The organism is Chromobacterium amazonense (assembly GCF_001855565.1).
Lineage (GTDB): Bacteria > Pseudomonadota > Gammaproteobacteria > Burkholderiales > Chromobacteriaceae > Chromobacterium > Chromobacterium amazonense.
In genome coordinates this window covers 1-22323 of the sequence record NZ_MKCR01000012.1, presented here as the reverse complement: position 1 = coordinate 22323, position 22323 = coordinate 1, and the positions used below count along the sequence as shown (strand labels likewise).

General features: G+C 64.0%; 20 protein-coding genes and 1 riboswitch. Of the genes, 10 read left to right on the top strand and 10 right to left on the bottom strand.

Annotation, left to right across the window (positions count from 1 at the left end; genetic code table 11):
- Nucleotides 1–332: 332 nt before the first annotated feature.
- Nucleotides 333–842 (bottom strand): pilin, encoded by a 510-nt coding sequence (locus BI343_RS19275; RefSeq protein ID WP_083340865.1) that lies wholly within the window; start codon nt 840–842, stop codon nt 333–335.
- A 276-nt stretch (nt 843–1118) separates the two neighbouring features.
- Here BI343_RS19275 and BI343_RS07435 point away from each other — a divergent pair, with 276 nt between their 5' ends.
- The 4 genes from BI343_RS07435 to BI343_RS07420 all read left to right on the top strand — a co-directional run bounded on the left by BI343_RS07435 (nt 1119) and on the right by BI343_RS07420 (nt 6445).
- On the top strand, nt 1119–2468 hold the full coding sequence (locus BI343_RS07435; protein WP_071109252.1) for an adenosylmethionine--8-amino-7-oxononanoate transaminase: 1350 nt from the start codon (nt 1119–1121) through the stop codon (nt 2466–2468).
- A 94-nt stretch (nt 2469–2562) separates the two neighbouring features.
- Nucleotides 2563–4065 (top strand): hypothetical protein, encoded by a 1503-nt coding sequence (locus tag BI343_RS07430; protein ID WP_071109251.1) that lies wholly within the window; start codon nt 2563–2565, stop codon nt 4063–4065.
- Nucleotides 4066–4151: 86 nt separating this feature from the next.
- Nucleotides 4152–5270 carry a glutamate 5-kinase gene (proB, locus tag BI343_RS07425; protein ID WP_071109250.1) on the top strand — a complete coding sequence of 373 codons (1119 nt, stop codon included), beginning with the start codon at nt 4152–4154 and terminating at the stop codon, nt 5268–5270.
- Nucleotides 5271–5371: 101 nt separating this feature from the next.
- Nucleotides 5372–6445: an ABC transporter substrate-binding protein gene (locus tag BI343_RS07420; RefSeq protein ID WP_071109249.1), complete on the top strand. Its 1074-nt coding sequence runs from the start codon at nt 5372–5374 to the stop codon at nt 6443–6445.
- 141 nt (nt 6446–6586) lie between these two features.
- On the opposite strand, the gene BI343_RS07415 is transcribed toward BI343_RS07420, so the two are convergent.
- Nucleotides 6587–7009: a hypothetical protein gene (locus BI343_RS07415; RefSeq protein ID WP_071109248.1), complete on the bottom strand. Its 423-nt coding sequence runs from the start codon at nt 7007–7009 to the stop codon at nt 6587–6589.
- An 84-nt stretch (nt 7010–7093) separates the two neighbouring features.
- Nucleotides 7094–8131 carry a Holliday junction branch migration DNA helicase RuvB gene (gene ruvB, locus BI343_RS07410; protein ID WP_043627494.1) on the bottom strand — a complete coding sequence of 346 codons (1038 nt, stop codon included), beginning with the start codon at nt 8129–8131 and terminating at the stop codon, nt 7094–7096.
- Nucleotides 8132–8209: 78 nt separating this feature from the next.
- Nucleotides 8210–8359: riboswitch (FMN riboswitch) on the top strand.
- 132 nt (nt 8360–8491) lie between these two features.
- Here ruvB and ribB point away from each other — a divergent pair.
- Both ribB and BI343_RS07400 read left to right on the top strand, forming a co-directional pair.
- Nucleotides 8492–9124 carry a 3,4-dihydroxy-2-butanone-4-phosphate synthase gene (ribB, locus tag BI343_RS07405; protein WP_071109247.1) on the top strand — a complete coding sequence of 211 codons (633 nt, stop codon included), beginning with the start codon at nt 8492–8494 and terminating at the stop codon, nt 9122–9124.
- Nucleotides 9121–9822 carry a riboflavin synthase subunit alpha gene (locus tag BI343_RS07400; RefSeq protein ID WP_244886597.1) on the top strand — a complete coding sequence of 234 codons (702 nt, stop codon included), beginning with the start codon at nt 9121–9123 and terminating at the stop codon, nt 9820–9822. The genes ribB and BI343_RS07400 overlap by 4 nt, the downstream gene beginning before the upstream one ends.
- 186 nt (nt 9823–10008) lie before the next feature.
- Here the strand turns inward: BI343_RS07400 and ruvA are convergent, their stop codons facing one another.
- The 4 genes from ruvA to amgK all read right to left on the bottom strand — a co-directional run bounded on the left by ruvA (nt 10009) and on the right by amgK (nt 13054).
- Entirely contained in the window at nt 10009–10602 is a 594-nt protein-coding gene (ruvA, locus tag BI343_RS07395; RefSeq protein ID WP_071109245.1) for a Holliday junction branch migration protein RuvA, read from the bottom strand.
- Nucleotides 10603–10794: 192 nt separating this feature from the next.
- Entirely contained in the window at nt 10795–11325 is a 531-nt protein-coding gene (gene ruvC, locus BI343_RS07390; RefSeq protein ID WP_071109244.1) for a crossover junction endodeoxyribonuclease RuvC, read from the bottom strand.
- Entirely contained in the window at nt 11322–12020 is a 699-nt protein-coding gene (gene murU / locus BI343_RS07385; protein ID WP_071109243.1) for an N-acetylmuramate alpha-1-phosphate uridylyltransferase MurU, read from the bottom strand. Before murU ends, ruvC begins: the two co-directional genes overlap by 4 nt.
- A complete protein-coding gene (amgK, locus tag BI343_RS07380; RefSeq protein ID WP_071109242.1) occupies nt 12020–13054 on the bottom strand; it encodes an N-acetylmuramate/N-acetylglucosamine kinase AmgK in 1035 nt (344 codons plus the stop codon). The genes murU and amgK overlap by 1 nt, the downstream gene beginning before the upstream one ends.
- A gap of 257 nt (nt 13055–13311) precedes the next feature.
- Between amgK and BI343_RS07375 the strand changes: the two genes are divergently transcribed.
- From BI343_RS07375 to pdxA, 3 genes are read left to right on the top strand one after another with little or no spacing between them, the layout of a single operon-like run.
- Nucleotides 13312–15591 (top strand): LPS-assembly protein LptD, encoded by a 2280-nt coding sequence (locus tag BI343_RS07375; protein WP_071109304.1) that lies wholly within the window; start codon nt 13312–13314, stop codon nt 15589–15591.
- A 9-nt stretch (nt 15592–15600) separates the two neighbouring features.
- The gene (locus BI343_RS07370; protein WP_189339011.1) at nt 15601–16914 is read left to right on the top strand and encodes a peptidylprolyl isomerase; all 1314 of its coding nucleotides are present in this window, start codon (nt 15601–15603) and stop codon (nt 16912–16914) included.
- Nucleotides 16914–17897, top strand: coding sequence for a 4-hydroxythreonine-4-phosphate dehydrogenase PdxA (pdxA, locus tag BI343_RS07365; RefSeq protein ID WP_071109240.1), 984 nt, complete (start codon nt 16914–16916; stop codon nt 17895–17897). Before BI343_RS07370 ends, pdxA begins: the two co-directional genes overlap by 1 nt.
- Before the next feature lie 36 nt (nt 17898–17933).
- Here pdxA and BI343_RS07360 read toward each other — a convergent pair whose 3' ends face one another.
- Genes BI343_RS07360 through BI343_RS07350 form a run of 3 tightly spaced genes read right to left on the bottom strand, consistent with a single transcriptional unit; the run spans nt 17934 to nt 19897 of the window.
- Nucleotides 17934–18437, bottom strand: coding sequence for a TPM domain-containing protein (locus BI343_RS07360; RefSeq protein WP_071109239.1), 504 nt, complete (start codon nt 18435–18437; stop codon nt 17934–17936).
- Between the two features lies 1 nt (nt 18438).
- The gene (locus tag BI343_RS07355; RefSeq protein WP_071109238.1) at nt 18439–19290 is read right to left on the bottom strand and encodes a TPM domain-containing protein; all 852 of its coding nucleotides are present in this window, start codon (nt 19288–19290) and stop codon (nt 18439–18441) included.
- Between the two features lies 1 nt (nt 19291).
- Complete coding sequence (locus BI343_RS07350) at nt 19292–19897, bottom strand: LemA family protein (protein ID WP_071109237.1); 606 nt, start codon at nt 19895–19897, stop codon at nt 19292–19294.
- Between the two features lie 313 nt (nt 19898–20210).
- Between BI343_RS07350 and BI343_RS07345 the strand changes: the two genes are divergently transcribed.
- On the top strand, nt 20211–22323 hold a 2113-nt coding region (locus tag BI343_RS07345), incomplete at its 3' end, for a DUF3683 domain-containing protein (protein ID WP_139165676.1).

The window sequence follows — 22323 nt, the reverse complement described above, 5'->3', positions numbered from 1 at the left end:
AAAATAACGCAAGGACAGAAAAAGGCAGGCTGTACTGCAGCCTTAGCAACTGTAGCAAACTGAATAGGAAAATGAAGAAAAATGCAGCTTTACAATTAGAAGTTTGACCTTTTATGTTATAGAAACACAAACCAAGCAAACCAAGTCCTGCCAGACTTATACATGCAGCACTACTTACCCAATCGCCTACCGGCTGAAAATGCCAAGGATTGAAAAATGGCAAGGAAACGGATGTCACTAATAGACATTGAAGCCACATGGTTCGCATAAAGATATTCCAAAAAAAACGGGCAGAAGTATCTGCCCGCCTCACCTTAAATCATGTTAAAAAATTAACGGCACTCTGCCGGGGCCATACTAGATGCTAATGTAGCAGCGTTACTACCAACCTTTGCCGTGCTACTTGCTGTCAAGCACTGCCATAGAATCTGACTCGTCACCGCTGCATTCGTAGCAGATGAGCTATCTGGCAAAGCGGTATTAGTACCACCACTTGCCACATAGTAAGGCACCAACATCAAGGTATTAGCGCCAGATGCTGCGACGTTAGATTGAAAAGTAACAGTAATCGCACCGGTGGTATCCGAAACTGAAACCCCAGAAACATTCTTAGTTGCCTGACCAAAGGTATAGCCTGAACTGTATTTTGTATTACCATTTACAGCAGATTCCGATACCGAAACTTTGGCAGCATCTGCAACGCTCAAACCTTCAGTTACCCGAGCCCGAGCGGTATAATTCTGATACGAGGGAATCGCAATCGCAGCCAAGATACCGACAATCGCCACCACGATCATCAATTCGATCAGGGTGAAACCCTGCTGGATTTGTCTTTTCTTCATGTTGAACTCCATGGTCTAGTCAAGCTTGAGTCTGGCAAGGCGCCGCGCAATCCGCGCGGCTTGCCCGCCTCTTCTTCAAAAAACGGACGCGTGCTGCGCGTCTTCTTTCTCTGTCAAACCATACAGCAGGAAGCATGCCACCCTGCTTCGCCGTGATTTTACGCTGCGCGCATGTCGATTGATCGGCCGCCAGACGGCATAAACTGACGTTTTTCGTCACATCGGTCATTTTCCCGCCCTGTGTTAGCATCGGCCATCACCCCACAGGAGGCCCCCATGAGCAACCAAGCCTGGCTGGAACGCAGCCGCGCCGCCGTATGGCACCCGTGCACGCAGATGAAGCGCCACGAAAGCCTGCCCATCATCCCCATCGCCAGCGCGGATGGCGTCTGGCTGACCGATTTTGACGGCAAGCGCTATCTGGACGGCGTCAGCTCCTGGTGGGTCAATCTGTTCGGCCACAGCCATCCGCGTATCAAGCAGGCGATACGCGAACAATTGGACAGCCTGGAGCACGTGATGCTGGCCGGCTTCACCCACCGCCCGGTGGTGGAGTTGTCCGAGCGGCTGGCCGCGCTGTCTGGCTTGGGCCATGCCTTTTATGGCTCCGATGGCGCCAGCGCGACGGAGATCGCGCTGAAGATGAGCTTCCATTATTGGAAAAACAGCGGCCAGCCGCAAAAGACGCGCTTCGTCAGCCTGGAAAACAGCTACCACGGCGAAACGGTCGGCGCGCTGGCGGTGACCGATGTGCCGATTTTCTCGTCCACCTACGCCGATCTGCTGAAACCCAGCCTGCGCGCGCCGTCGCCGGATGCCCGGCAGGCCGCGCCCGGAGAAACGGCCGCCGATGTGGCCCGCCGCGCCGCCCAATCGCTGGGCAATCTGCTGGCCAAACGCAGCCATGAGATCGCCGCCGTCATCGTGGAGCCGCTGGTGCAGGGCGCGGCCGGGATGGCGATGTACGATCCGGTCTATCTGACGGAATTGCGCCGGCTGTGCGATCAATACCAGGTGCACTTGATCGCCGACGAAATCGCAGTCGGCTTCGGCCGCACCGGCAGCTTCTTCGCCTGCCAGCAGGCCGGCGTCGCGCCGGACTTCCTGTGCCTGTCCAAGGGCATCACCGGCGGCTTTTTGCCGCTGTCCTGCGTGCTGACGCGGGACGATGTCTACCAAGCCTTTTACCATGACGACGTGGCGCGCGGCTTTTTGCACTCGCACAGCTATACCGGCAACGCGCTGGCCTGCGCCGCGGCGCTGGCGGTGCTGGACATCTTTGAAGACGAAAACGTGCTGGAAGCCAACCGCATCCTGGCGGAGGACTTTACCCGCCGCATGCAGCCGCTGCGCCAGCGGCCGGATGTGCGCCATTTCCGTCAGCGCGGCATGATCTGGGCCTTCGACGTGGAGACTTCGCGCACGGACTTTGCATTGGCCTATTTTTCGGCCATGCTGAAACGCGGATGCTTGTTGCGGCCCATCGGAAAGACGGTCTACTTCATGCCGCCGTACACACTGAGCGGCGAAGAAATGCAGTGGCTGGTCGATGCCAGCCTGGAGGCACTGGACGAGGTGCAGGCCGGCGAAGCCCGCACAGGGGGCGACGCCACTGCTCTGCCATGAAAACCTTGCCGCGGCCACGCAATACCAATCGCATGCCAAATCCTGATGCCTTAGCCTGGTCTGGATGCTGTGGCTTGCCTTGCCAAAGAGGAATATGGACCCGCAACTCGTCGACACCCAGCCCGCCAGCGTGGAAGCCTGGCTGGAGCGGCTGCCTTACACCGACTTGCTGGAATGCGGCCGTCTGCTGGCGCAGGCGCTGTACCACCTGGGACGCACGCCGCTGGAGCCGATGCTGCGCTACAAGCTGCTGATGCTGTACCTGAAGGCGCTGGACCGTTATTACCCGCTGCTGGAAGGCGAAACCCAGCACAGCGACATCCTGTCCTCGCCCAAGAGCCGCCAGTTGGCGGTGGTCGGCGTCAAGCTGTTTTCCAATTTGTTCATCGGCTTCAAGCAGGCGCTGCAGGACAAGCTGGCCCGCCCCGGCCTGCTGGAGCGCGAACAGCCCAAGGTGGGGCTGCTGCTGTATACCATGATGGCGGCGCGGCAATGCCTGAACCTCTATCAGCAATACTATTGCCCGCTGCCGGACGGCTTCTGGCTGGATTGCCATCAGCTGTATGAGATCGCGCGGGAAAAGAGCTGGCAAGACCGCTCGCTGGCCAATGACGACACCCTGGCCGACATCTACCGGCAGATCCTGCTGCTGGGGCTGACCGCCACCAATCGCTTGTCGCCTGCCGAAATGCAGCTGGCCCGGCAACTGGTTTACAGCCTGGCCAAGCAGGTGACGCTGCTGCCGGTGGGCGAACTGGACGAAAACCGTCACGGCTACCTGTTGGACCCGCAGGAAGATGCGCCGCCGCGCTACCTGCTGGCCAGCGCCGCCGCGCTGCCGCACGCCTGCTACTTGTTGGAAATGGCGGGCGCCTTGGCCAGCATGCGCCGCAGCCTGGAGCAGTTGCAGAAAGCCGGCGCGGCGGCCTCCGGCGGGCAGGTCAACGAAGAAATCCACGTACTGACCCAACTCAGCGAAGCCTGGCAACGTCCACGGCGGCGCAAACACAGCCGCGAATCCGCGCAAGGCGCGGTGGAAGTCATCGCCGGCACCGCCCAGATCTGGCACCGCGTCAATGGCGGCAGCTGGCAATTGCCCGGCGCCGGCGCGACCGAAGAAACCTCGCGCTTGCGCCCCCCGCCGCTCCCGTGCCTGATGACCATCGTCAACCACAGCGACAGCGGCTATCTGCTGCGCGGCGTGCCGCGCGAACAACCGCTGCGCGCCGGCGAAATCCTGCTGATCAACCCGCCGGACCAGCCAGAGGCCGCCCGCTTATGCGCCGTGCGCTGGGTGCTGATGCAGCCGACCGGCAAGGAAATCGAATGCGGCGTGGAGGTTCTCTGCCCTGCGCCGGCGCCTGCCCTGGTCATGCCTAGCATCACCTACCACGGCGACACGTATCAGCGCTGCCTGCTGCTGCCACCGCACGGCAACCATCCAGAGTTGCTGGAAATGGTGGGGCGGCCGTTCAGCCAGTTGCGCGAGTTCCGGCTGCGCGCCGCCGATGGCGAGCGTTTGATCCGCACAAGCAAGCTGCATCAGCAATCGCCGTATTTCCAGCTGATGGAATATCGCCCCAGCGAGCTGTTTTGACTTGGCTCAAGCCTCGCTCAAGCCCAGCCCTTTTTCGGGTACACTGAGCTCTCTATAATCATTTGCTTTAATAGAGAGGTCTGTCGATGCATTCGGTGATTCACGCTTCCGACCGTATCGTGGTCAAAGTCGGCTCCAGCCTGGTGACCAACGACGGCAAGGGCCTGGACCTGTCCGCTCTGGCGCGCTGGGCCGCCGAAATCGCCGAACTGAAACGCCGCGGCAAGCAGGTGGTGCTGGTTTCCAGCGGCGCCATAGCCGAAGGCTGCCAGCGGCTGGGCTGGACCGTGCGGCCCAAAGGCGTACACGAGCTGCAAGCCGCGGCCGCCGTGGGCCAGATGGGGCTGTGCCAGGCCTACGAGAGCGCCTTCCGCGCCTTTGGCCTGCAGACGGCGCAGATTCTGCTGACCCACGAAGATCTGGCCGACCGCACCCGCTATCTGAACGCCCGCTCCACGCTGGTGAGCCTGCTGAATCTCAATGTGGTGCCCATCATCAATGAGAACGACACCGTGGTCACCAGCGAAATCCGCTTTGGCGACAACGACACGCTGGGCGCGCTGGTGACCAACCTGATCGAGGCCGATGCGCTGGTGATCCTGACCGACCAGCAGGGCCTGTTCAGCGCCGACCCGCGCAAGCACCCGGACGCCGAATTCATCCACGAGGCCGAGGCCGGCGATCCCCGGCTGGAAGAAATGGCCGGCGGCGCCGGCTCCAGCGTCGGCACAGGCGGCATGATCACCAAGATCCTGGCCGCCAAGCGCGCCGCGCGCAGCGGCGCCGCCACCGTGATCGCCTGCGGCCGCGAGCCGCATGTGCTGTCGCGGCTGGCCGACGGCGAAGCCATCGGCACCCAGCTGGTGGCCGCCACCAACCGCATGGCGGCGCGCAAGCAATGGCTGGCCGATCACCTGAAACTGGCCGGCCGCCTGCTGCTGGACGACGGCGCCGCCCGCGCCATCCGCGAACGCGGCACCAGCCTGTTGCCGGTGGGCGTCAGCGCGGTGGAGGGCGACTTCCTGCGCGGCGAAGCGGTAGCCTGCGTCGACGCGGAAGGAAACGAGGTGGCGCGCGGCCTGGTCAACTACAGTTCGGACGAGGCGCGCCAGATCATGCGCAAGGGCACCCGCGAGATCGAAGCCGCCCTCGGCTACATCGTCGAGCCGGAATTGATACACCGCGACAATATGGTGGCCTTGTAAACACGCTGCGCCCTCCCCGCGGCGGGAGGCGCGACGTTTTCCCGACCCCTGCCAGTGTCTGGCCGGGGTTTCATTTTTCGCTATCACAAGGATGACATGGTATGAACAAGCTGGCTCTTTCGGCGCTGATGACACTAGCCTGGGGTTCGGCATCCGCCGCGGATGTGCTGCACATCTACAATTGGAACAATGCGCTGTCCGCGGATACCGCCAAGCGTTTCGAGCAATCCTGCAACTGCAAGCTTGTGCAGGACTACTACGGCGACAACGAGGAAATGCTGGCCAAGCTGGCCGCCGGCGCCAAGGGCTACGACATGGTGTTCCCCACCGCCTTCGCCGTGAACACGCTGCTCAAGCAGGGCAAACTGCAGCCTCTGGACAAGAGCAAACTGCCCAACTGGAAAAACCTGAACAGCGGCTATCTGGCGCTGAACCAGCCGTTTGACCCGGGCAACCGCTACGCCGCGCCCACGGTGGTGTCGCTGACGCTGCTGGGCTATAACGCCACCCAGCTGAAGAAAGCCGGCGTGGCCGACAAGGCGAACAGCTGGGCCTTGGTCTTCGATCCGGCGGTGCTGGCCAAGATCAAGGGCAAAGTGACGGTGCTGGACAGCCAGCGCGAGCTGATGGCCGCCGCGCTGATGTACCTGGGCAAGGACGCCAACTCCGCCAATCCGGCGGACTGGAAGGCCGCGGCGGAGGTGATCCGCCAGGCCAAGCCGTACTGGGCGGCGTTCAACAACCAGAGCTACATCAAGGAGCTGACGGTAGGCAATATCTGGGTGGCGCTGGGCTACTCGAATGACCTGTTCCAGGCGCAGCAGGACGCCAAGGCAGCCAAGCGCCCGTTCGAACTGGCCTACCAGCCGCAGAAGGAAGGCAATGTGCTGGCCATCGACAATATGACCATCCTGAAGGACGCGCCGCGTCCGGACCTGGCGCACAAGTTCATCAACTTCATGCTGGACGGCAGGAACGCGGCGGAAATCTCCAACCAGATCGGTGCCACCAATCCGGTGAAGGCCGCCGAAGCCTTCTTCAAGCCGCAGATCAAGGCCAATCCGGTGATCATGCTGGAGCCGTCCAAGGGCAAGTATGTGGCGCTGAAAGATCTGGACGTGAAGTCACGCCGCGAGCTGAACCGCCTGTGGTCGCAAGTGAAGATCGGCCGCTGAGCCCGCGCTTATGAAACAACCCCGTCCATGGACGGGGTTGTTTTTCCAGCGCCTTATCGCGCATGAAGCCTGCTGGCTTCCGACGACAAAACCAAACACGCCTGACAAGAACGCAGCGTTTCCTGACAGACTTGCGGCAGCTCACTCCATCTCGTGCGGACGACGGCCTTCCGCTTCCTGGCGGCGGAACTCGACCGCCCGCATGATCACATAGGCCAGCATCGCGAACAGGAAGAACAACAGCACCACCCAGGCGATGGAGCGCAGCGTTTCAATGCCTGCGGTGTACAGCTCCAGCATCCAGCGCTGGCCGCTCAGCTCCAGCTGAGTGCTGCCCTTTCCCGGCGCCGGCGCCAGGTAGCGCTCCAGCGACCACGGCCGCACGCCGCCGGAAATGCCGCTGACGACAATGGCGAAGAACACATACTTGCGCCAGGCATCGGCCAGCTCCTGGCCCAAGGTGCGGCCCAGAATCTTGGCCACGGCCGGGTCGAAGAAGCGGGCGGCGGCGACAGCGGCCACAACCACCACGATCAGGATGGTGGCGAACAACACGTAGAACATGATCTCTCGCTTACGGTGCAAATAAATTCATTGTACGCGATTCGCATGCCCGCCACCGGCTTCCTGGCTTGCCATGGCGCAAACTCAAGCGTCTTTGACCGGCAAGCCGAAATGCAGATAGGCCTGGGCCGTCGCCATGCGGCCGCGCGGCGTGCGCTGCAGATAACCCTGCTGGATCAGGAACGGTTCGATCACGTCTTCTATGGTGTCGGTGGATTCGCCTATGGCCGCGGCGACATTGTCCAGCCCCACCGGCCCACCGCCAAACTTCTCCAGAATGGCTTGCAGCAGCTTGCGGTCCATCACGTCCAGGCCGGCCGGATCCACGTCCAGCATGGCCAGCGCGGCGTCCGCCACCGCTGCCGTCACCACGCCGTCGGCCTTCACCTCGGCGTAGTCGCGCACGCGGCGCAGCAGGCGGTTGGCGATGCGCGGCGTGCCGCGCGATCGCTTGGCCACTTCAAACGCGCCGTCGTCGGACAAGGTGACGTTGAGCAGGCCAGCCGAACGGCTGACGATGCGCGTCAGCTCCTCGGCGTTGTAGAACTCCAGCCGGGCGACGATGCCGAAACGGTCGCGCAGCGGATTGGTCAGCATGCCGGCGCGGGTGGTGGCGCCCACCAGCGTGAACGGCGGCAGGTCCAGCTTCACCGACCGCGCCGCCGGCCCCTCGCCTATCATGATGTCGATCTGGTAATCCTCCAGCGCCGGGTAGAGGATTTCCTCGACGACCGGCGACAGGCGGTGGATTTCGTCGATGAACAGCACATCGTGCGGCTCAAGGTTGGTCAGCAATGCCGCCAGATCGCCGGCGCGCTCCAGCACTGGGCCGGACGTCTGGCGCAGGTTGACGCCCATCTCGCGCGCCACGATGTGGGCCAGCGTGGTCTTGCCCAGGCCCGGCGGGCCGAACAACAGCACATGGTCCAGCGCCTCGCCGCGCTTCTTCGCCGCCTCGATGAAGATTTCCAGCTGCTCGCGCGCCTTCTTCTGGCCGACATACTCGTCCAAGAGCTTGGGCCGCAGCGCGCGCTCCAGCGCCTCTTCCTGGTCGGACGCGCGTTGCGGGGTAACGATGCGGCGCTCCGGCGCGGCGCCGAACAGCTTGTCGGTTTCTATCATCGGGGACTCTTGGTGGCGGATTCTTGCTGCCGATATTCTAACACCGCGCTATACTCGCCGCTGGCCGCACTGTGCGGCCAACGTCTTCGGGGCGGGGTGCAATTCCCCACCGGCGGTATGGCGCGATACGCGCCGAGCCCGCGAGCGCCTTCGCCGCACGGCGAAGGGTCAGCAGATCTGGTGAAACGCCAGAGCCGACGGTTATAGTCCGGATGAAAGAAGACGACGCCAGTCATCCGTCCGCGCCCGCGGCTGGAAAACTGTGTCGTATCCGCGCGTTTATCGCGCCGGATAGCCATGCGCTATCCGCTTCACGCCCACGGGACGTGTTTCTCAATCGATTATTTGAGGACCGTTTCCATGAACGCCAACACCGATATCCTTTCCCTGCGCGTCCAAACCGCGCTGTCCGCCCTGCGCCAAGGCCTGCCGGTCATCGTCGCCGACGACGCCGACCGCGAAAACGAGGCCGATCTGATTCTGGCCGCCGATGCCCTCACCGTGCCGGAAATGGCCAGGCTGATCCGCGACTGCAGCGGCATCGTCTGCCTGTGCCTCACCCCGGAACATGCCGAGCGCCTGCAGCTGCCGCCGATGGCGGCGCAGAACGGCAGCCGCTACGGCACGAACTTCACCGTCGCCATCGAGGCGGCCGAGGGCGTGACCACCGGCGTCTCCGCCGCCGACCGCGTCACCACCATACGCGCCGCCATCGCCCCGGACGCCAAGCCCGGCGATCTGGTGCGGCCCGGCCACGTCTATCCCATCGTCGCCCGCGCCGGCGGCGTGCGCGAGCGGCGCGGCCATACCGAGGCCTCGGTGGAGCTGGCGCGGCTGGCTGGTTTCAGTCCGGCCGGCGTGCTGTGCGAGTTGATGAACCCGGACGGCAGCATGATGCGCGGCCAGCAAGTGCAGGACTACGCCGAACGCCACGGCCTGCCGCAGCTGTCCGTCGCCGAACTGGCCGAATGGCTGCAACGCAATCAGGCATGAAGGGACGGACCATGTTCAGCGGCATCACCCAAAGCATCGCCCACGTCATCGCCATCCAGGACGGCGACGGCAGCCGGCGGCTCACGCTGGCCTTCGCGCCTGGCTTCTGCCAGGGGCTGCGGCAGGGCGCCAGCGTCGCCGTCAATGGCGCCTGCCTCACCGTGGCCGCGCCGCCGCGCCAAGACAACGCCGAGTTCGACCTGATCCTGCCGACGCTGATCACCAGCACGCTGGCCAATTGCCGGGTGGGCGACGCGCTCAACGTCGAGCGGGCGCTGGCCGATGGCGCGGAAAACGGCGGCCACGCGCTGTCCGGCCATGTCGATTACCAGGCCCAGGTCGAGCAGACGCGCCGCCTCGGCGACAACCTGTGCCTGCGGCTGACGGTGCCCGCCGGCGCGCTGCGCTACCTGTTCGCCAAAGGCTACGCGGCGCTGGACGGCGTCAGCCTGACCATCGCCGCCATCGACAAGCGCGAGGGCTGGTTCGAAGTGTGGCTGATTCCGGAAACCCTCCGCGCCACCACGCTGGGCCAGAAAAAGCCGGGAGACCACCTGAATCTGGAAATCGAGCGGCACACGCAGGTGCTGGTGGATTCGACGCGCGAAGCGTTGGAGGAAAAACTGAGCGCGCTGATGGAACTGCTGGGGCCGCAGTCGGCTCACGCCGGCCGGACCGTCCTGGCGCTGCCGGCCTAAACGACGGCAACAAAAAGGGCGGCCTAAGCCGTAATGCCGTTCACTTAAGAGAAAAGCATCGTCTCCGTGCATGGGAAACGGTGCTTTTTTTGTGGATTCCTGTGCTCTCAAGGCCAGAAAAGTCGCCCGAAAATCCTTAAGTGAACGGCATTACGGCCTAAGCCGCCCTTGTTTGATCCGCCCGCCTCAACCCTTCATCAAGCTCTTCAGCGCCAGCCGCACGCCCTCGCTGACGGTGACGTCGGCAGGCAGGCTCTTGGTCGCGGCCGATGCCTCCTTGTCGTTGTAGCCCAAGGCCAGCAGCGCGTTGACAATGTCGCTTTTCTCATCCGGGGTGGCGGCGAAGGGCAGGCCGCCCGGAACCGTCAGGTTGCCGCCGGTAGCCAGTTTGCCGCGCAGCTCCAGCACCAGCCGCTCCGCCGTTTTCTTGCCGATGCCGGGCACCGACGACAGCCGCTTGATGTCTTCGCTGGCCACCGCGATGGCCAGCTCGTCGGCAGTCATGCCGGACAGGATGGCCAGCGCGATCTTGGCGCCGATGCCGCTCACCTTGATCAGTTGGCGGAAAGTCTGCCGCTCTTCCTTGCTGGCGAAGCCGAACAGCAAATGGGCATCCTCGCGCACCACCAGATGGGTGAACAGCGTGGTGTTCTGCCCCAGGGCGGGCAGTTGGTAGAAAGTGGTCATCGGCACATCGACTTCGTAGCCGACGCCGCCCACATCCATCACCACCTGCGGCGGCAGTTTCTCGATCAATTTGCCCGTCAGGCGTCCGATCATGATGATTCTTCCTGTGAAAAACTTAGTGATAGCCACGGAAACACACAGAAAAACACGGAATGAAAAACACCCGCCGGAGCAAGGCCCCCTGATCCAGACTTAGCCCAAAGCGTCCGTGTCTTTCCGTGTGCTTCCGTGGCGAATGCGTTTTAGGTTGAGCGGCGGAACGCCCGGCCTTGCCGGGCTTCCGCCCTACACCAGCCGCCCGCCGCGCACTTTGAGGCCGCGCCGCGCCAGCTGGCCGATGGCCCCGCCGCTATGATTGGCGTGGGTCAGCGCCACCGCCAGCGCGTCGGCGGCGTCGGCCTGCGGCGTGCCGGACAGATTCAGCATGCGCACCACCATGTACTGCACCTGCTCCTTCGGCGCCTTGCCTTGGCCGACGACGGATTGCTTGACCTGCAGCGCCGTGTATTCCGCCACCGGCAAGTCTTTCAACACCAGCGCCGTCATGCAGGCCCCGCGCGCCTGGCCCAGCATCAGCGTGGCGGCCGGGTTGACGTTGACGAACACCTGCTCCAGCGCCGCCTCGGTCGGCTGGTAAGTGGCGATCACCTGATGGATGCCGTCGACGATCACTTTGACCCGCTCGGCCAGACTGGCGCCTTGCGGGGTGCGGATGGCGCCGGAAGCGACGTAGTGGCGCTGATTGCCGACCACGTCTATCACGCCGAAGCCGCAGATGCGGCTGCCGGGATCGATGCCGAGGATGCGCCGGCTCATGCCGTCCAGCCGGCGGCGATACGGTCGGCCTCGGCCAGCCGCTCCGGCGTGCCCACGTCCAGCCACAGGCCCTGTTGCACCTCGCCGCGGACTTGGCCCCGCTCCATCGCCGCCAGCAGCCACGGCAGCAAGGCACTGGCCTCGCCGGGCCGCACCTCGCGGAAGAAGGCCGGATGGTAGGCGGCCAGGCCGCAGAAAGTGTACGGCGTGTCGCCGTCCTCGCAGGCGGCCACGCGGCCATCGGCGCGCAGCGTCAGGTCGCGGCCGGTCTTGTAGCCCGCCTTGGGCGTCAGCGCCAAGTGCGCCTGCGCCGAGTCGCCATCCAAGTTGGATGCGGCTTCGATCAGTCTTTCCAGCGGAAAATCAGTCAGCACATCGCCATTCAGCACGATGAACGGCGCGTCGCCCAACAAGGGCAAGGCCGTGGCGATGCCGCCGGCGGTCTCCAGCGCCTGGCCTTCCGGCGAATACGCGATCGACACGCCGAAGCGCGAACCATCGCCGAGCGCTTCTTCAATCTGCTCGCCCAGCCAGGCATGGTTGATCACCAGCTGGCTCACGCCGGCGCGGGCCAGCCGCTCGATATGCCACTGGATCAGCGGCTTGCCGCCCGCCATCAGCAGCGGCTTGGGCGTATGGTCGGTCAAGGGCCGCATCCGTTCGCCGCGGCCAGCCGCCAGTATCATCGCCCGCATCAGCTGCCCTTCACGCCCAGCACCGGGTAGCTGGACTGCAGCTCCTCGTCGGTGGCGTCGCGGCCCACCAGCTCCACCAGCAACTGGTAGAACGGCGCCAGCTCGCTGTAGCGGCGCGTGGTCCGCTTCAGATACTTGATGAAGCGCGGGATTTCGGCGCGGTATTTGTCCTTGCCGTCGCGGTGATAGAGGCGGGAGAAGATGCCGGCGACTTTCAGATGGCGCTGCACGCCCATCCATTCGAAGGCGCGGTAGAAATCATCAAAGGCGTCCGACACCGGCAGGCCGGCGGCGCGCGCCTTCTCCCAGTAGCGGATGGCCAGATCGAGCACGAATTCCTCTTCCCACTCGATGAAAGCGTCGCGTAATAGCGACACTACGTCGTAACTGATCGGGCCGTACACCGCATCCTGGAAATCAAGCACGCCGGGCGCGCCGGCCGTCAGCATCAAATTGCGCACGATGAAGTCGCGGTGCACGAAAACCTTGGGCTGCGCCAGCAGCGCCGGCAGCAACGCCTTGACGCCGGCATCCCACAATTGGCGCTGCTTGAAGTCCAGCGGCTTGCCGAGCTCCTTGGCGCAATACCATTCGGTGAACAGATTCAGTTCGCGCGTCAACAATGCCTCGTCGTATTCCGGCAACACGCCCGGCTGGCTGGCTTTCTGAATCTCCACCAGCGTATCCAGCGCCTCCTCCAGCAGACGGCGGTGCACCAGCGGACGCTCGTCGTACTGCAGCGCGGCGAGGTACGTCACCTTGCCCAGATCCTCCATCACGATGAAGCCCTGCTCGCGGTCGCGCAGGTCTATCCTGGGCACCTTGACCATGGAGAAGATGTCCCGGACCTGAACGTAGGCGTCGGTGCCGATATGCTCCGGCGGCGCGTCCATCACGATGCGGGTAGCGCCGTCCGGCCAGATCGCGCGGAAATAGCGGCGGAAGTCGGCATCTGCGGCGGCGAATTCAACCTGGATTTCATCGCCAGGATATTGCTCGGCCAGCCATTTCTTGAGCTGTTCCAGTCTTTGCATGTCGCTTTGTCGTGGTGCTGATAGAATTGAGCGATTTTATACTGCCCATGGGGGCCTGTTAACGCTAATTTAGACCCGGCGCAGCGCTGAGAAGTCGCGCAATGCAAGGCGGAGGATGCAGCGCTTGGTGATTCCAAGCGCAAGTCCGACAGCGCAGCAGCGGGCGGCTTAGCAGAGCTGCCCTTCGGGACCGGACTTTCCGGCCGCTGTATCAAAATTAACGCAACAGGCTCCGGCCCCACGATATGGCTTTGTGCATGCCCATACAAAAACCGACTCCGCTGGCGCTGGCCCTGGCCGCCGCCTTTGCCCTGAACACCCAAACGGCACGCGCCGAAGACGATGCGCCGATCGCCGTACCGAACCCGCCTTTGCAACAAGGCCAGACCAAGGTCGTCGCGGACAATATCGACGGCGAAACCGATGTGGTGCTGCACGCCAAAGGCAATGTCGTGGCCACCCGCGACGACCAGAAACTGGAGTCCGACTGGCTGGACTACTACCAAGCCAAGAGCCTCGCCAAGGCCGGCGACCGTTTCCGGCTGACCCGCGGCGGGGACGTGATCACCGGCACCACGCTGGACTACAACGTCAACGACTACACCGGCACGGGCATGAATCCGGTGTTCACGATGGCGAAGCAGAGCCCTGCGGCGGCGAAGCCGCAAGCCGCGACGGCGCCAGTCTCGGCCGCCTCCGGCGGTCCCAAACCAATGACCATGCGCGGCGACGGCAGCCAGATCGACTTCCAGGGGCAGAACCAATACCGCGTCTACGGCAGCCGCATGACCACCTGCGATCCGGGCGACGATGCCTGGTATCTGCACGCGGGCAGCACCGATCTCGACTACAACAGCGGCGTCGGCGTGGCGCGCAACGCCTGGATGCAGTTCTACGGCGTACCGATTCTATACTCCCCGTGGATAGACTTCCCGCTCAACAGCAACCGCAAGTCCGGCTTCCTGACGCCCACCTTCAAAACCGGCACCGCCGGCACCGAGTTCTCGCTGCCTTACTATTGGAATATCGCGCCTAATTACGACGCGACCATCACGCCGCACATCAACACCAAGCACGGCAATATGCTGGCCGGCGAGTTCCGCTATCTGCAGCCCAACTACAGCGGCACGATCTACACCGAGCAGTTGCCCAATGACAAGGTCACCAATACGGCCCGCAACGCCTGGAGCGTCAACCACTCGCAGAACCTGGGCCATGGGCTGACATTTGGCCTCAGTTACAACTCGGTGTCCGACCGCACGTATTTCAGCGACTTCGGCGACCAGGTGGCCATCGCCTCCAACGTCAACCTGAACCAGGAGGCGACGCTGAGCTATGGCATGGGATGGAGCGGCGGCTCCGGCAACGCCACCTTGCGCGTGCAGCACTACCAGAACCTGACGCTCAATCCGGTGCCGACCGACATCCCCTATGCGCGGATGCCGCAGTTGACGTTCAACGCCAGCCAAAGCCTGCCTGCCGGCTTCAGCGCCAATCTGATGACCGACCTGACGCGCTTCGACCACCCCAGCCTGCAGACCGGCGACCGCTTCGTCGCCTACCCCAGCGTGAGCTGGAATTTCGACCGCAGCTGGGGTTTCATCCGCCCCAAGCTCGGCGTCAACTTCACCGAGTACAACCTCAACGCGTTCCCGAACCAGCAACAAGGCACGCGGACGCGGACGCTGCCGATCTTCAGCACCGACGCCGGCCTGTACTTCGACCGCGACACCGAATTCATGGGCAAGGACCACTTGATGACGCTGGAACCGCGGCTGTTCTACGTCAACATTCCGAACAAGTATCAGGATGACCTGCCTAACTTCGACACCACGGTCAACGACCTGAACTTCGCCCAGCTGTTCACCGAAAACCGTTTCTCCGGCTACGATCGCATCAACGGCGCCAACCAGGTCACCACCGCGCTGACCAGCCGCTTCATCGACCAGACCAACGGCCTGGAGCGTCTGCGCCTCGCCATCGGCAAACGCTTTTACTTGTCGGACGACATCACGCAAAACGTCAACCAACCCAGCTCCGACCTCTTGCTCAGCGCCGCCGGCGATCTGACCCGTTCCTGGCGTTTCGACAGCAGCTACCAATACAACCAGCAGCTCGGCACGACCGAGCGCTACAATGTCCAGCTGCGCTATAGCCCGGAAGCCGGCAAGGTGGCCAGCGTGCGCTGGCGCTACGGCCGCTACGAACAGCTGGACAACTCCGCCACCTACGGTCCGCTGCGCCAGGTGGACGTGGCCGCGCAATGGCCGATCGCCCGCCGCTGGTACGCCATCGGCCGCTACAATTACTCGCTGATCACTCGCAAGCCTATTGAGCAGCTGGCCGGCTTCGAGTACAACGATGGCTGCTGGTCGGCGAGATTGTTCAGCCAGCGCTTCGTCACCGATCCGCAGACCACCAAGAATTCGCTGTTCTTCCAATTGGAACTGAGGGGACTGGGTGCCTTGGGCAGCGGCGGCGTGCAGGACACGCTGCGCCTGGCCATCCCCGGTTACACCAAGACTAACGAGCAATAAAGCCTGACCATGAAAAAGACCCTGCTTGCCCTGATGATCGCTAGCGTCGCTCAGGCGTCGCTGGCTGCCCCCGCACCCGCTTCCGCCCAAACCGCCGTCGCGCCGGTGCGTGAAGTCGACCGCATCGTCGCCGTGGTCAACAAGAATGTGATTACCTGGCAGGAACTGCAGGCCCGGGTCAACGAGGCGATCAAACAGCTGGAGGCGCAAAAAGTGACGCCGCCGGCTCGCGATGTGCTGCAACGCCAGTTGCTGGAGCAGATGATCACCGAGGAAGTCCAACTGCAGTACGCCGCCAGCGGCGGACTGCGCATCGAAGAATCGGCCATCAACCAGGCGATCGCCAACCTGGCCAAACAAAACAAGCTGACCGAAGCCGGCCTGAAGGCCCAACTGGCCCGCGACGGCATCACCATGGACCGGCTGCGCAGCGATATCCGCCGCGAGCTGACGATTTCCCGCTTGCGCGACAGCGAAGTCGCTTCCCGCGTTTCCGTCAGCGACAGCGAAGTGGAACAGGTGCTGAAGAGCGCGCAGAGCGCCAACCGCACCGAATACCATCTGGCCAGCCTCCTGGTCAGCGTGCCGGAGCGCGCCGACGCCAAACAGATCGACCAGTTGTCGCAGAAAGTGCATAAAGCCCAGGCCGAGCTGAATGCCGGCCAGCCTTTCGCCAAGGTTTCCGCCGCCTATTCCGACGCGCCCAATGCGCTGAAGGGCGGCGACATGGGTTGGCGTCCCGCCACTTCCTTGCCGCTGGAATTCGTGCAAATGCTGGAGCAACTGAAGCCGGGCGGCTACACCGACGTGATCCGCACCCAGCAGGGCTTCTTCATCTTCCAATTGCAGGACAAGCGCAGCGGCGGCACGCCTATGCTGGTCGAGCAATACCATGCGCGCCACATCCTGATCCGCACCAACGAGGCCGTGTCCGAATCCGACGCCAAGGCCCGCATCGACCAAGTGCGCGACCGCATCCTGCGCGGCGCCAAGTTCGCCGACATGGCCAAGCTGTACTCCGAAGACGGCAGCAACGCCAAGGGCGGCGACCTGGGTTGGGTGAATCTGGGCGATCTGGTGCCGGAGTTCGAGAAGGCGATGGTGGCCCTGCCTATCGGCCAGGTATCCGAACCGGTGCGCTCGCCGTTCGGCTGGCACTTGATCCTGGTCGAAGGCAAACGCAATCAGGACGTGTCCAGCGACCACGAAAAGATGGCGGTGAAACAGCAGATCCGCGCCCGCAAGATGGAACAAGCCTACGCCGACTGGGTGCGCCAGCTGCGCGACTCCGCCTTCGTCGAAGAACATCTGGACGACAAGTGATGAACCGCCCCGTGCTGGCCGTCACCGCCGGAGAGCCGGCCGGCATCGGGCCGGACCTGGCCCTGCTGCTGCCTGAACTGGCGCCGCGCAGCCGCTGCGTGGTGGTGGCGGACCGGGGCCTGCTGGCCGAGCGCGCGGCGCAGCTGGGGCTAGCGATCACGCTGGTCGACTACCGCCGCGACCAGCCGGCCCCGGCCGGCGCGCTGGAAGTCTTGCATGTTCCGCTGGCTGCGCCGTCAACGCCCGGCCAGCTGGCTCCGGCCAATGGCCGCTATGTGCTGGATACGCTGGATGCGGCGATAGACGGCTGCATGGCTGGCGAATTCGCCGCCATGGTCACCGCGCCGGTGCATAAGGGCGTGATCAACGACGCCGGCGTGCCGTTCACCGGACATACCGAATACCTGGCCGAACGCACCGGCGCCAAAAAAGTGGTGATGATGCTGGCCGGCGGCGGCATGCGCGTGGCGCTGGCGACCACCCATCTGCCCTTGCGCGACGTCGCCGACGCCATCACCGCGCCGCTGCTGGACGAAGTCATCCGCATCCTGCATGCCGATCTGACGGGCAAATTCGGCATCGCCGCGCCGCGCATCCTGGTGGCGGGATTGAATCCGCACGCCGGCGAGGGCGGGCATATGGGACGCGAGGAAATCGACGTCATCGAACCGGCGCTGGCCAAGCTGCGCGCGGAAGGCATGCATCTGATCGGCCCGCTGCCGGCCGACACGCTGTTCAATCCGGACAAGCTGGCTGCTGCCGACGCGGTGCTGGCCATGTACCACGACCAGGGCCTGCCGGTGCTCAAGCACGCTAGTTTCGGCGCCGGCATCAATATCACGCTGGGCCTGCCCATCATCCGCACCTCGGTCGATCACGGCACGGCGCTGGACCTGGCCGGCAGCGGCCGCGCCCATCCGGGCAGCCTGGTCGAGGCGGTGCAGCTGGCGGAACAGCTGGCCATCCACTCCCGCCGCGGCTAGGGGCTGCCCGGCGTAGCCTGCGAAGATCGCCAGGGATCAGCGCACAATCACCTGATCCGGCAGCTCATTGACGAAGGGTTCGCCGCGGCGCGGCGCATGCTTGGTCAGCAGCGCGTGTATGCGCTTCAGCCCCAGCTCCAGCCCCACCACATGATCGCGCGCGGCGAAAGCTTGCTGCATCGCGGTGCAAATATCAGCCCAATCCTGCGCCGGCACCCGGCGATTGATGCCGCGGTCGGCAATGATCTCGATCCGCCGCTCCGCCAGCAGGAGATAGACCAAGACGCCGGTGTTCTCCTCGGTATCCCACACCCGCAGTTCGCCGAACCACTGCAGCGCCCGCTGCCGCGCGCTCATGCCGCGCCAGGCGGCGCGCCAGTCCAGCGCGGACTCCACCACGAAGCGCAGCTGCCCGCAGTGCGCCTGCTCGGATTCGGCGATATGCCGCTCCAGCCTGGCCAACTGCCGGGCCGGAAACTGCCGGCGCGCCTGCCAGCCGGTGCTGCTCAGGTGGCGCCATACGCGTTCCCATCGATTCATCTCACCAGTCTCCCGAAGCCCCGCCGCCGCCGAAATCGCCCCCGCTGCCGGACCAGCCGCTGCCGCCATCGCCGGAACGTCCGCCGCCTCCGCCGCCGCCCCAATTGCCCCAACTGGCCAGGGACAGGCCATGTTCGCCCAGCACCAGGCACAAGCCTGCCGCCACCACGCCGATCAACAAGGCGGTCGCGGCGGCTGCGCCCAGCAATAGGGAAGCGGCCACGCTGAGGCAGCCCATGATGAAGCTGCCGATCAAGCGGCCAAACAGCCGGCCGGCCACGCCGGAACCGACCAGCAGGAAAAACGCCAGCAGCGGCCAGCTATCTTCCCAGCCGTCGCCTTGCGCGGCCTGCCGCTTGGGTTCCGGCAGTTTTTCGCCGTCGATCAGGCCCTCGATCTGCGTCGCCGCCGCCTGGATGCCCTGCAAGCGCAGGCCTTGCTTGAACAAGGGCCGCAGCGTGTCCTGCAGGATGCGCTTGGCGTAGATGTCAGGAATCGCGCCCTCCAGCCCGCGCCCCACCAAGAGCTGAGTCTTGTGAGTATCGGCCACGATCAGCAGCAGCACGCCGTCATCCACGCCCTTGCGCCCCAGCTTCCAGCTTTCCATCACCCGAGTGCCGTAATCAAACGGCGTTTCCGGCTCGACCGACGGCACGATCAACACCGCCAGCTGGCTGCCCTTGCGCTGGTGAAAGTCCAGCAGCTGCTTTTCCAGCTGGCCTCGCTCGGCGTCGGTCAGAAAAGCCGCCTGGTCGATCACCGGCGAGGTCGGCGGCGGCACCGCCACCTCGGCGCGGGCCGCGCCCATCAGCAGCCACAGCGCCAAGCCCAGCCAGGCCCATGCGCGGCTCATCTCACTTGCCTTGCTGATCGAAGTTCACCTGCGGCGGAGCGGCAATCGCCTTCTCGTTGTCCACGGTGAAGTTGGGGCGGGTCTTCAGGCTGAACATCATCGCGGTCAGGTTGTTGGGGAAGCTGCGCACGGTGACGTTATAAACCTGCACCGCGTCGATATAGCGCTTGCGCGCCAGCGCGATTCGGTTCTCCGTGCCTTCCAGCTGCGCCTGCAGATCGCGGAACGACTGGTCCGCCTTCAACTGAGGGTAGTTCTCCGACACCACCAACAGGCGGGACAGCGCCGAGCCCAGCTGATTCTGCGCGGCGGTGAACTGCTTGAGCTTGTTTTCGTCCGTGGCGGACGCCGCGTCCATCTGGATGCTGCCGACGCGGGCGCGGGCCTCGGTCACCTGGGTCAGCACATCCTTCTCGTGCGTGGCGTAACCCTGCACCGTCTTGACCAGATTGGGAATCAGGTCGGCGCGGCGCTGGTACTGGTTCAGCACCTCGGACCAGGCGGCGTTGGCCGCCTCATCCTGAGACTGCATCGCGTTATAGCCGCAACCGCTCAGCGAAGCCGCCAGGGTAAACACCAGCAACAGTTTCTTCCACATCCTCGCCATCCTTTCCATATTGCAATTATCCACAAGGGCAAACATCCCAAAGCCATAGCTTACCCAAAAACAGAGCCATGCCGGTAATCGGAAAAACTCATAGACATGCCAGAGCGCAGCATAAAATGACGTCAAGCCAATCCATGCTCCAACATTTAGGTGCCGTGACTTTTTGGGCGCTTCACCCATGCATTCGCCTCATGGAGGCCGGCAATCTCTTGATCTAAAGAGGAAAAATCCCTATTCAACACATGTTTTTCGCATCGCAGCAATTAGGCTAAACTGGCAGGCATTCCTCTAATAAAACCCAGCTTGCGGACAAATGACAGCCATCACCAGCGAACAGCGATTGCGGGAAATCCCGTATAACTATACTTCCTACTCCGACCGCGAAATCGTGGTTCGCCTCTTGGGCGAACCTATGTGGAAACTGCTGGACGATCTGCGCGGGCAGCGCAAGACCGGCCGCTCCGCGCGGATGCTGTTCGAGGTGCTGGGCGATATCTGGGTGGTGGACCGCAATCCGTATCTGGTGGACGACCTGCTGGACAATCCCAAGCGTCTGGCCGCGCTGGTGGAGGCGATGCGCCATCGGCTGACCGAGATCGAGAAACGCCGCGACGGCAACGATAAAGTCCAGCTGATGATCGCCGCCGCGCGCGAGGCGGTGGATGACTTCGAACGCCAGTTCGAGGAAACCCGCGAGCTGCGCGCCAGCGTGCTGAAGAAGCTGAGCCGGCTGACCCGCCGCGACAATATCCTGTTCGACGGCCTGTCGCGCGTCGCCCACGTCACCGACGCCACCGACTGGCGCGTCGAATATCCGTTCGTGGTGCTGAGCCCGGACAGCGAAGCGGAGATGGCGCCGCTGGTGCGCGCCTGCATCGAGCTGGGCCTGACCATCATTCCGCGCGGCGGCGGCACCGGCTACACCGGCGGCGCGGTGCCGCTGGACCGCATGAGCGCGGTGATCAATACCGAAAAACTGGACCGCCACCTGGGCGTCGAATTCATCGAGCTGCCGGGCCTCACCGGCAAGCGCGCCACCATTTCCTGCGGCGCCGGCGTGGTCACCGCCCGCGTGTCCGAAGCCGCCGCCGCCGCCGGCCTGGTGTTCGCGGTGGACCCGACCTCGGCCGAGGCCTCCTGTATCGGCGGCAATATCGCCATGAACGCCGGCGGCAAGAAGGCGGTGCTGTGGGGCACCACGCTGGACAATCTGGCCTGCTGGAAGATGGTGGACCCGGACGGCCATTGGCAGCTGGTGGAACGCATAGGCCACAACTACGGCAAGATCCACGATGTGGAAGAAGCGCGCTTCCGCGTCTCGCGGCTGGCCGACGATGGCATCACCGTGGAAAGCAGCCGCGAGCTGGTGATTCCCGGCAGCGCCTTCCGCAAAGTGGGCCTGGGCAAGGACGTCACCGACAAATTCCTGGCCGGCCTGCCCGGCGTGCAGAAGGAAGGCTGCGACGGCATCATCACCAGCGCGCGCTTCGTGCTGCACAAGATGCCTAAGCACACCCGCACCGTATGCCTGGAGTTCTTCGGGACCGTGGCCGAGGCGACGCCGGCCATCGTCGAGATCACCGACCTGTTCAAACCGGGCGGCGCCTGTCTGGCCGCCGGCGTGCAGCTGGCCGGCCTGGAGCACCTGGACTGGCGCTACGTGCGCGCGGTCGGCTACGCCACCAAGGCCAAGAGCAAGGGCCGGCCCAAGATGGTGCTGATCGCCGACATCGTCTCCGACGACGAGAACGCCGCCGCCGATGCCGCCAGCCAAGTGGTGCGCATCGCCAACGCCCGCCACGGCGAGGGCTTCATCGCGGTGACGCCGGAAGCGCGCAAGACCTTCTGGCTGGACCGCAGCCGCACCGCCGCCATCGCCAAGCACACCAACGCCTTCAAGATCAACGAGGACGTGGTGATCCCGCTGCCGCGCCTCGGCGATTACAGCGACGGCATCGAACGCATCAACATCGAGCTGTCCATCGCCAACAAGATCGAACTGTTGGACACCCTGACCGAGTACTTCCACGGCCGGCTGCCGGTGGACAAGATGGACACCAACCTGCCGTCGGAAGAGCTGATCGGCGACCGGCGCGCCGCCGCGCTGTCGCTGCTGGCCGTCAACCGAGACCGCTGGCAATGGCTGCTGGACCACATGGACGCGCCGTTCCATGAATACGCCAGCCGCTGGCCCGACGCGCCGCGGGAAGACGCCGCCGCGCAGCCGGACACGGTATTCCACGCGCTGCGCGACTTCATCCTGCGCGTCAGTTGGAAGCGCGAAGTGCTGGCCGAACTGGAACAGATCTTCTCCGGCACCGCCGCCGCCGGCATCCGCGCCGCCATCCGCGAACTGCAGCAGCACGTGCTGCGCGGCCGGGTGTTCGTGGCGCTGCACATGCACGCTGGCGACGGCAATGTGCACA

Excerpts from the sequence above, each read along its gene's own strand:
- BI343_RS07360 (WP_071109239.1), bottom strand. The coding sequence starts at position 18,437 with ATGAATCGATGGGAACGCGTATGGCGCCACCTGAGCAGCACCGGCTGG.
- BI343_RS19275 (WP_083340865.1), bottom strand. The coding sequence starts at position 842 with ATGAAGAAAAGACAAATCCAGCAGGGTTTCACCCTGATCGAATTGATG.
- BI343_RS07350 (WP_071109237.1), bottom strand. The coding sequence starts at position 19,897 with ATGGCGAGGATGTGGAAGAAACTGTTGCTGGTGTTTACCCTGGCGGCT.
- pdxA (WP_071109240.1), top strand. The coding sequence starts at position 16,914 with ATGAACCGCCCCGTGCTGGCCGTCACCGCCGGAGAGCCGGCCGGCATC.
- ruvC (WP_071109244.1), bottom strand. The coding sequence starts at position 11,325 with ATGAGCCGGCGCATCCTCGGCATCGATCCCGGCAGCCGCATCTGCGGC.
- BI343_RS07420 (WP_071109249.1), top strand. The coding sequence starts at position 5,372 with ATGAACAAGCTGGCTCTTTCGGCGCTGATGACACTAGCCTGGGGTTCG.
- BI343_RS07375 (WP_071109304.1), top strand. The coding sequence starts at position 13,312 with ATGCCCATACAAAAACCGACTCCGCTGGCGCTGGCCCTGGCCGCCGCC.
- BI343_RS07435 (WP_071109252.1), top strand. The coding sequence starts at position 1,119 with ATGAGCAACCAAGCCTGGCTGGAACGCAGCCGCGCCGCCGTATGGCAC.
- BI343_RS07355 (WP_071109238.1), bottom strand. The coding sequence starts at position 19,290 with ATGAGCCGCGCATGGGCCTGGCTGGGCTTGGCGCTGTGGCTGCTGATG.
- amgK (WP_071109242.1), bottom strand. The coding sequence starts at position 13,054 with ATGCAAAGACTGGAACAGCTCAAGAAATGGCTGGCCGAGCAATATCCT.
- BI343_RS07415 (WP_071109248.1), bottom strand. The coding sequence starts at position 7,009 with ATGTTCTACGTGTTGTTCGCCACCATCCTGATCGTGGTGGTTGTGGCC.
- BI343_RS07370 (WP_189339011.1), top strand. The coding sequence starts at position 15,601 with ATGAAAAAGACCCTGCTTGCCCTGATGATCGCTAGCGTCGCTCAGGCG.
- murU (WP_071109243.1), bottom strand. The coding sequence starts at position 12,020 with ATGCGGGCGATGATACTGGCGGCTGGCCGCGGCGAACGGATGCGGCCC.
- BI343_RS07430 (WP_071109251.1), top strand. The coding sequence starts at position 2,563 with ATGGACCCGCAACTCGTCGACACCCAGCCCGCCAGCGTGGAAGCCTGG.
- ribB (WP_071109247.1), top strand. The coding sequence starts at position 8,492 with ATGAACGCCAACACCGATATCCTTTCCCTGCGCGTCCAAACCGCGCTG.
- proB (WP_071109250.1), top strand. The coding sequence starts at position 4,152 with ATGCATTCGGTGATTCACGCTTCCGACCGTATCGTGGTCAAAGTCGGC.
- ruvA (WP_071109245.1), bottom strand. The coding sequence starts at position 10,602 with ATGATCGGACGCCTGACGGGCAAATTGATCGAGAAACTGCCGCCGCAG.
- ruvB (WP_043627494.1), bottom strand. The coding sequence starts at position 8,131 with ATGATAGAAACCGACAAGCTGTTCGGCGCCGCGCCGGAGCGCCGCATC.
- BI343_RS07400 (WP_244886597.1), top strand. The coding sequence starts at position 9,121 with ATGAAGGGACGGACCATGTTCAGCGGCATCACCCAAAGCATCGCCCAC.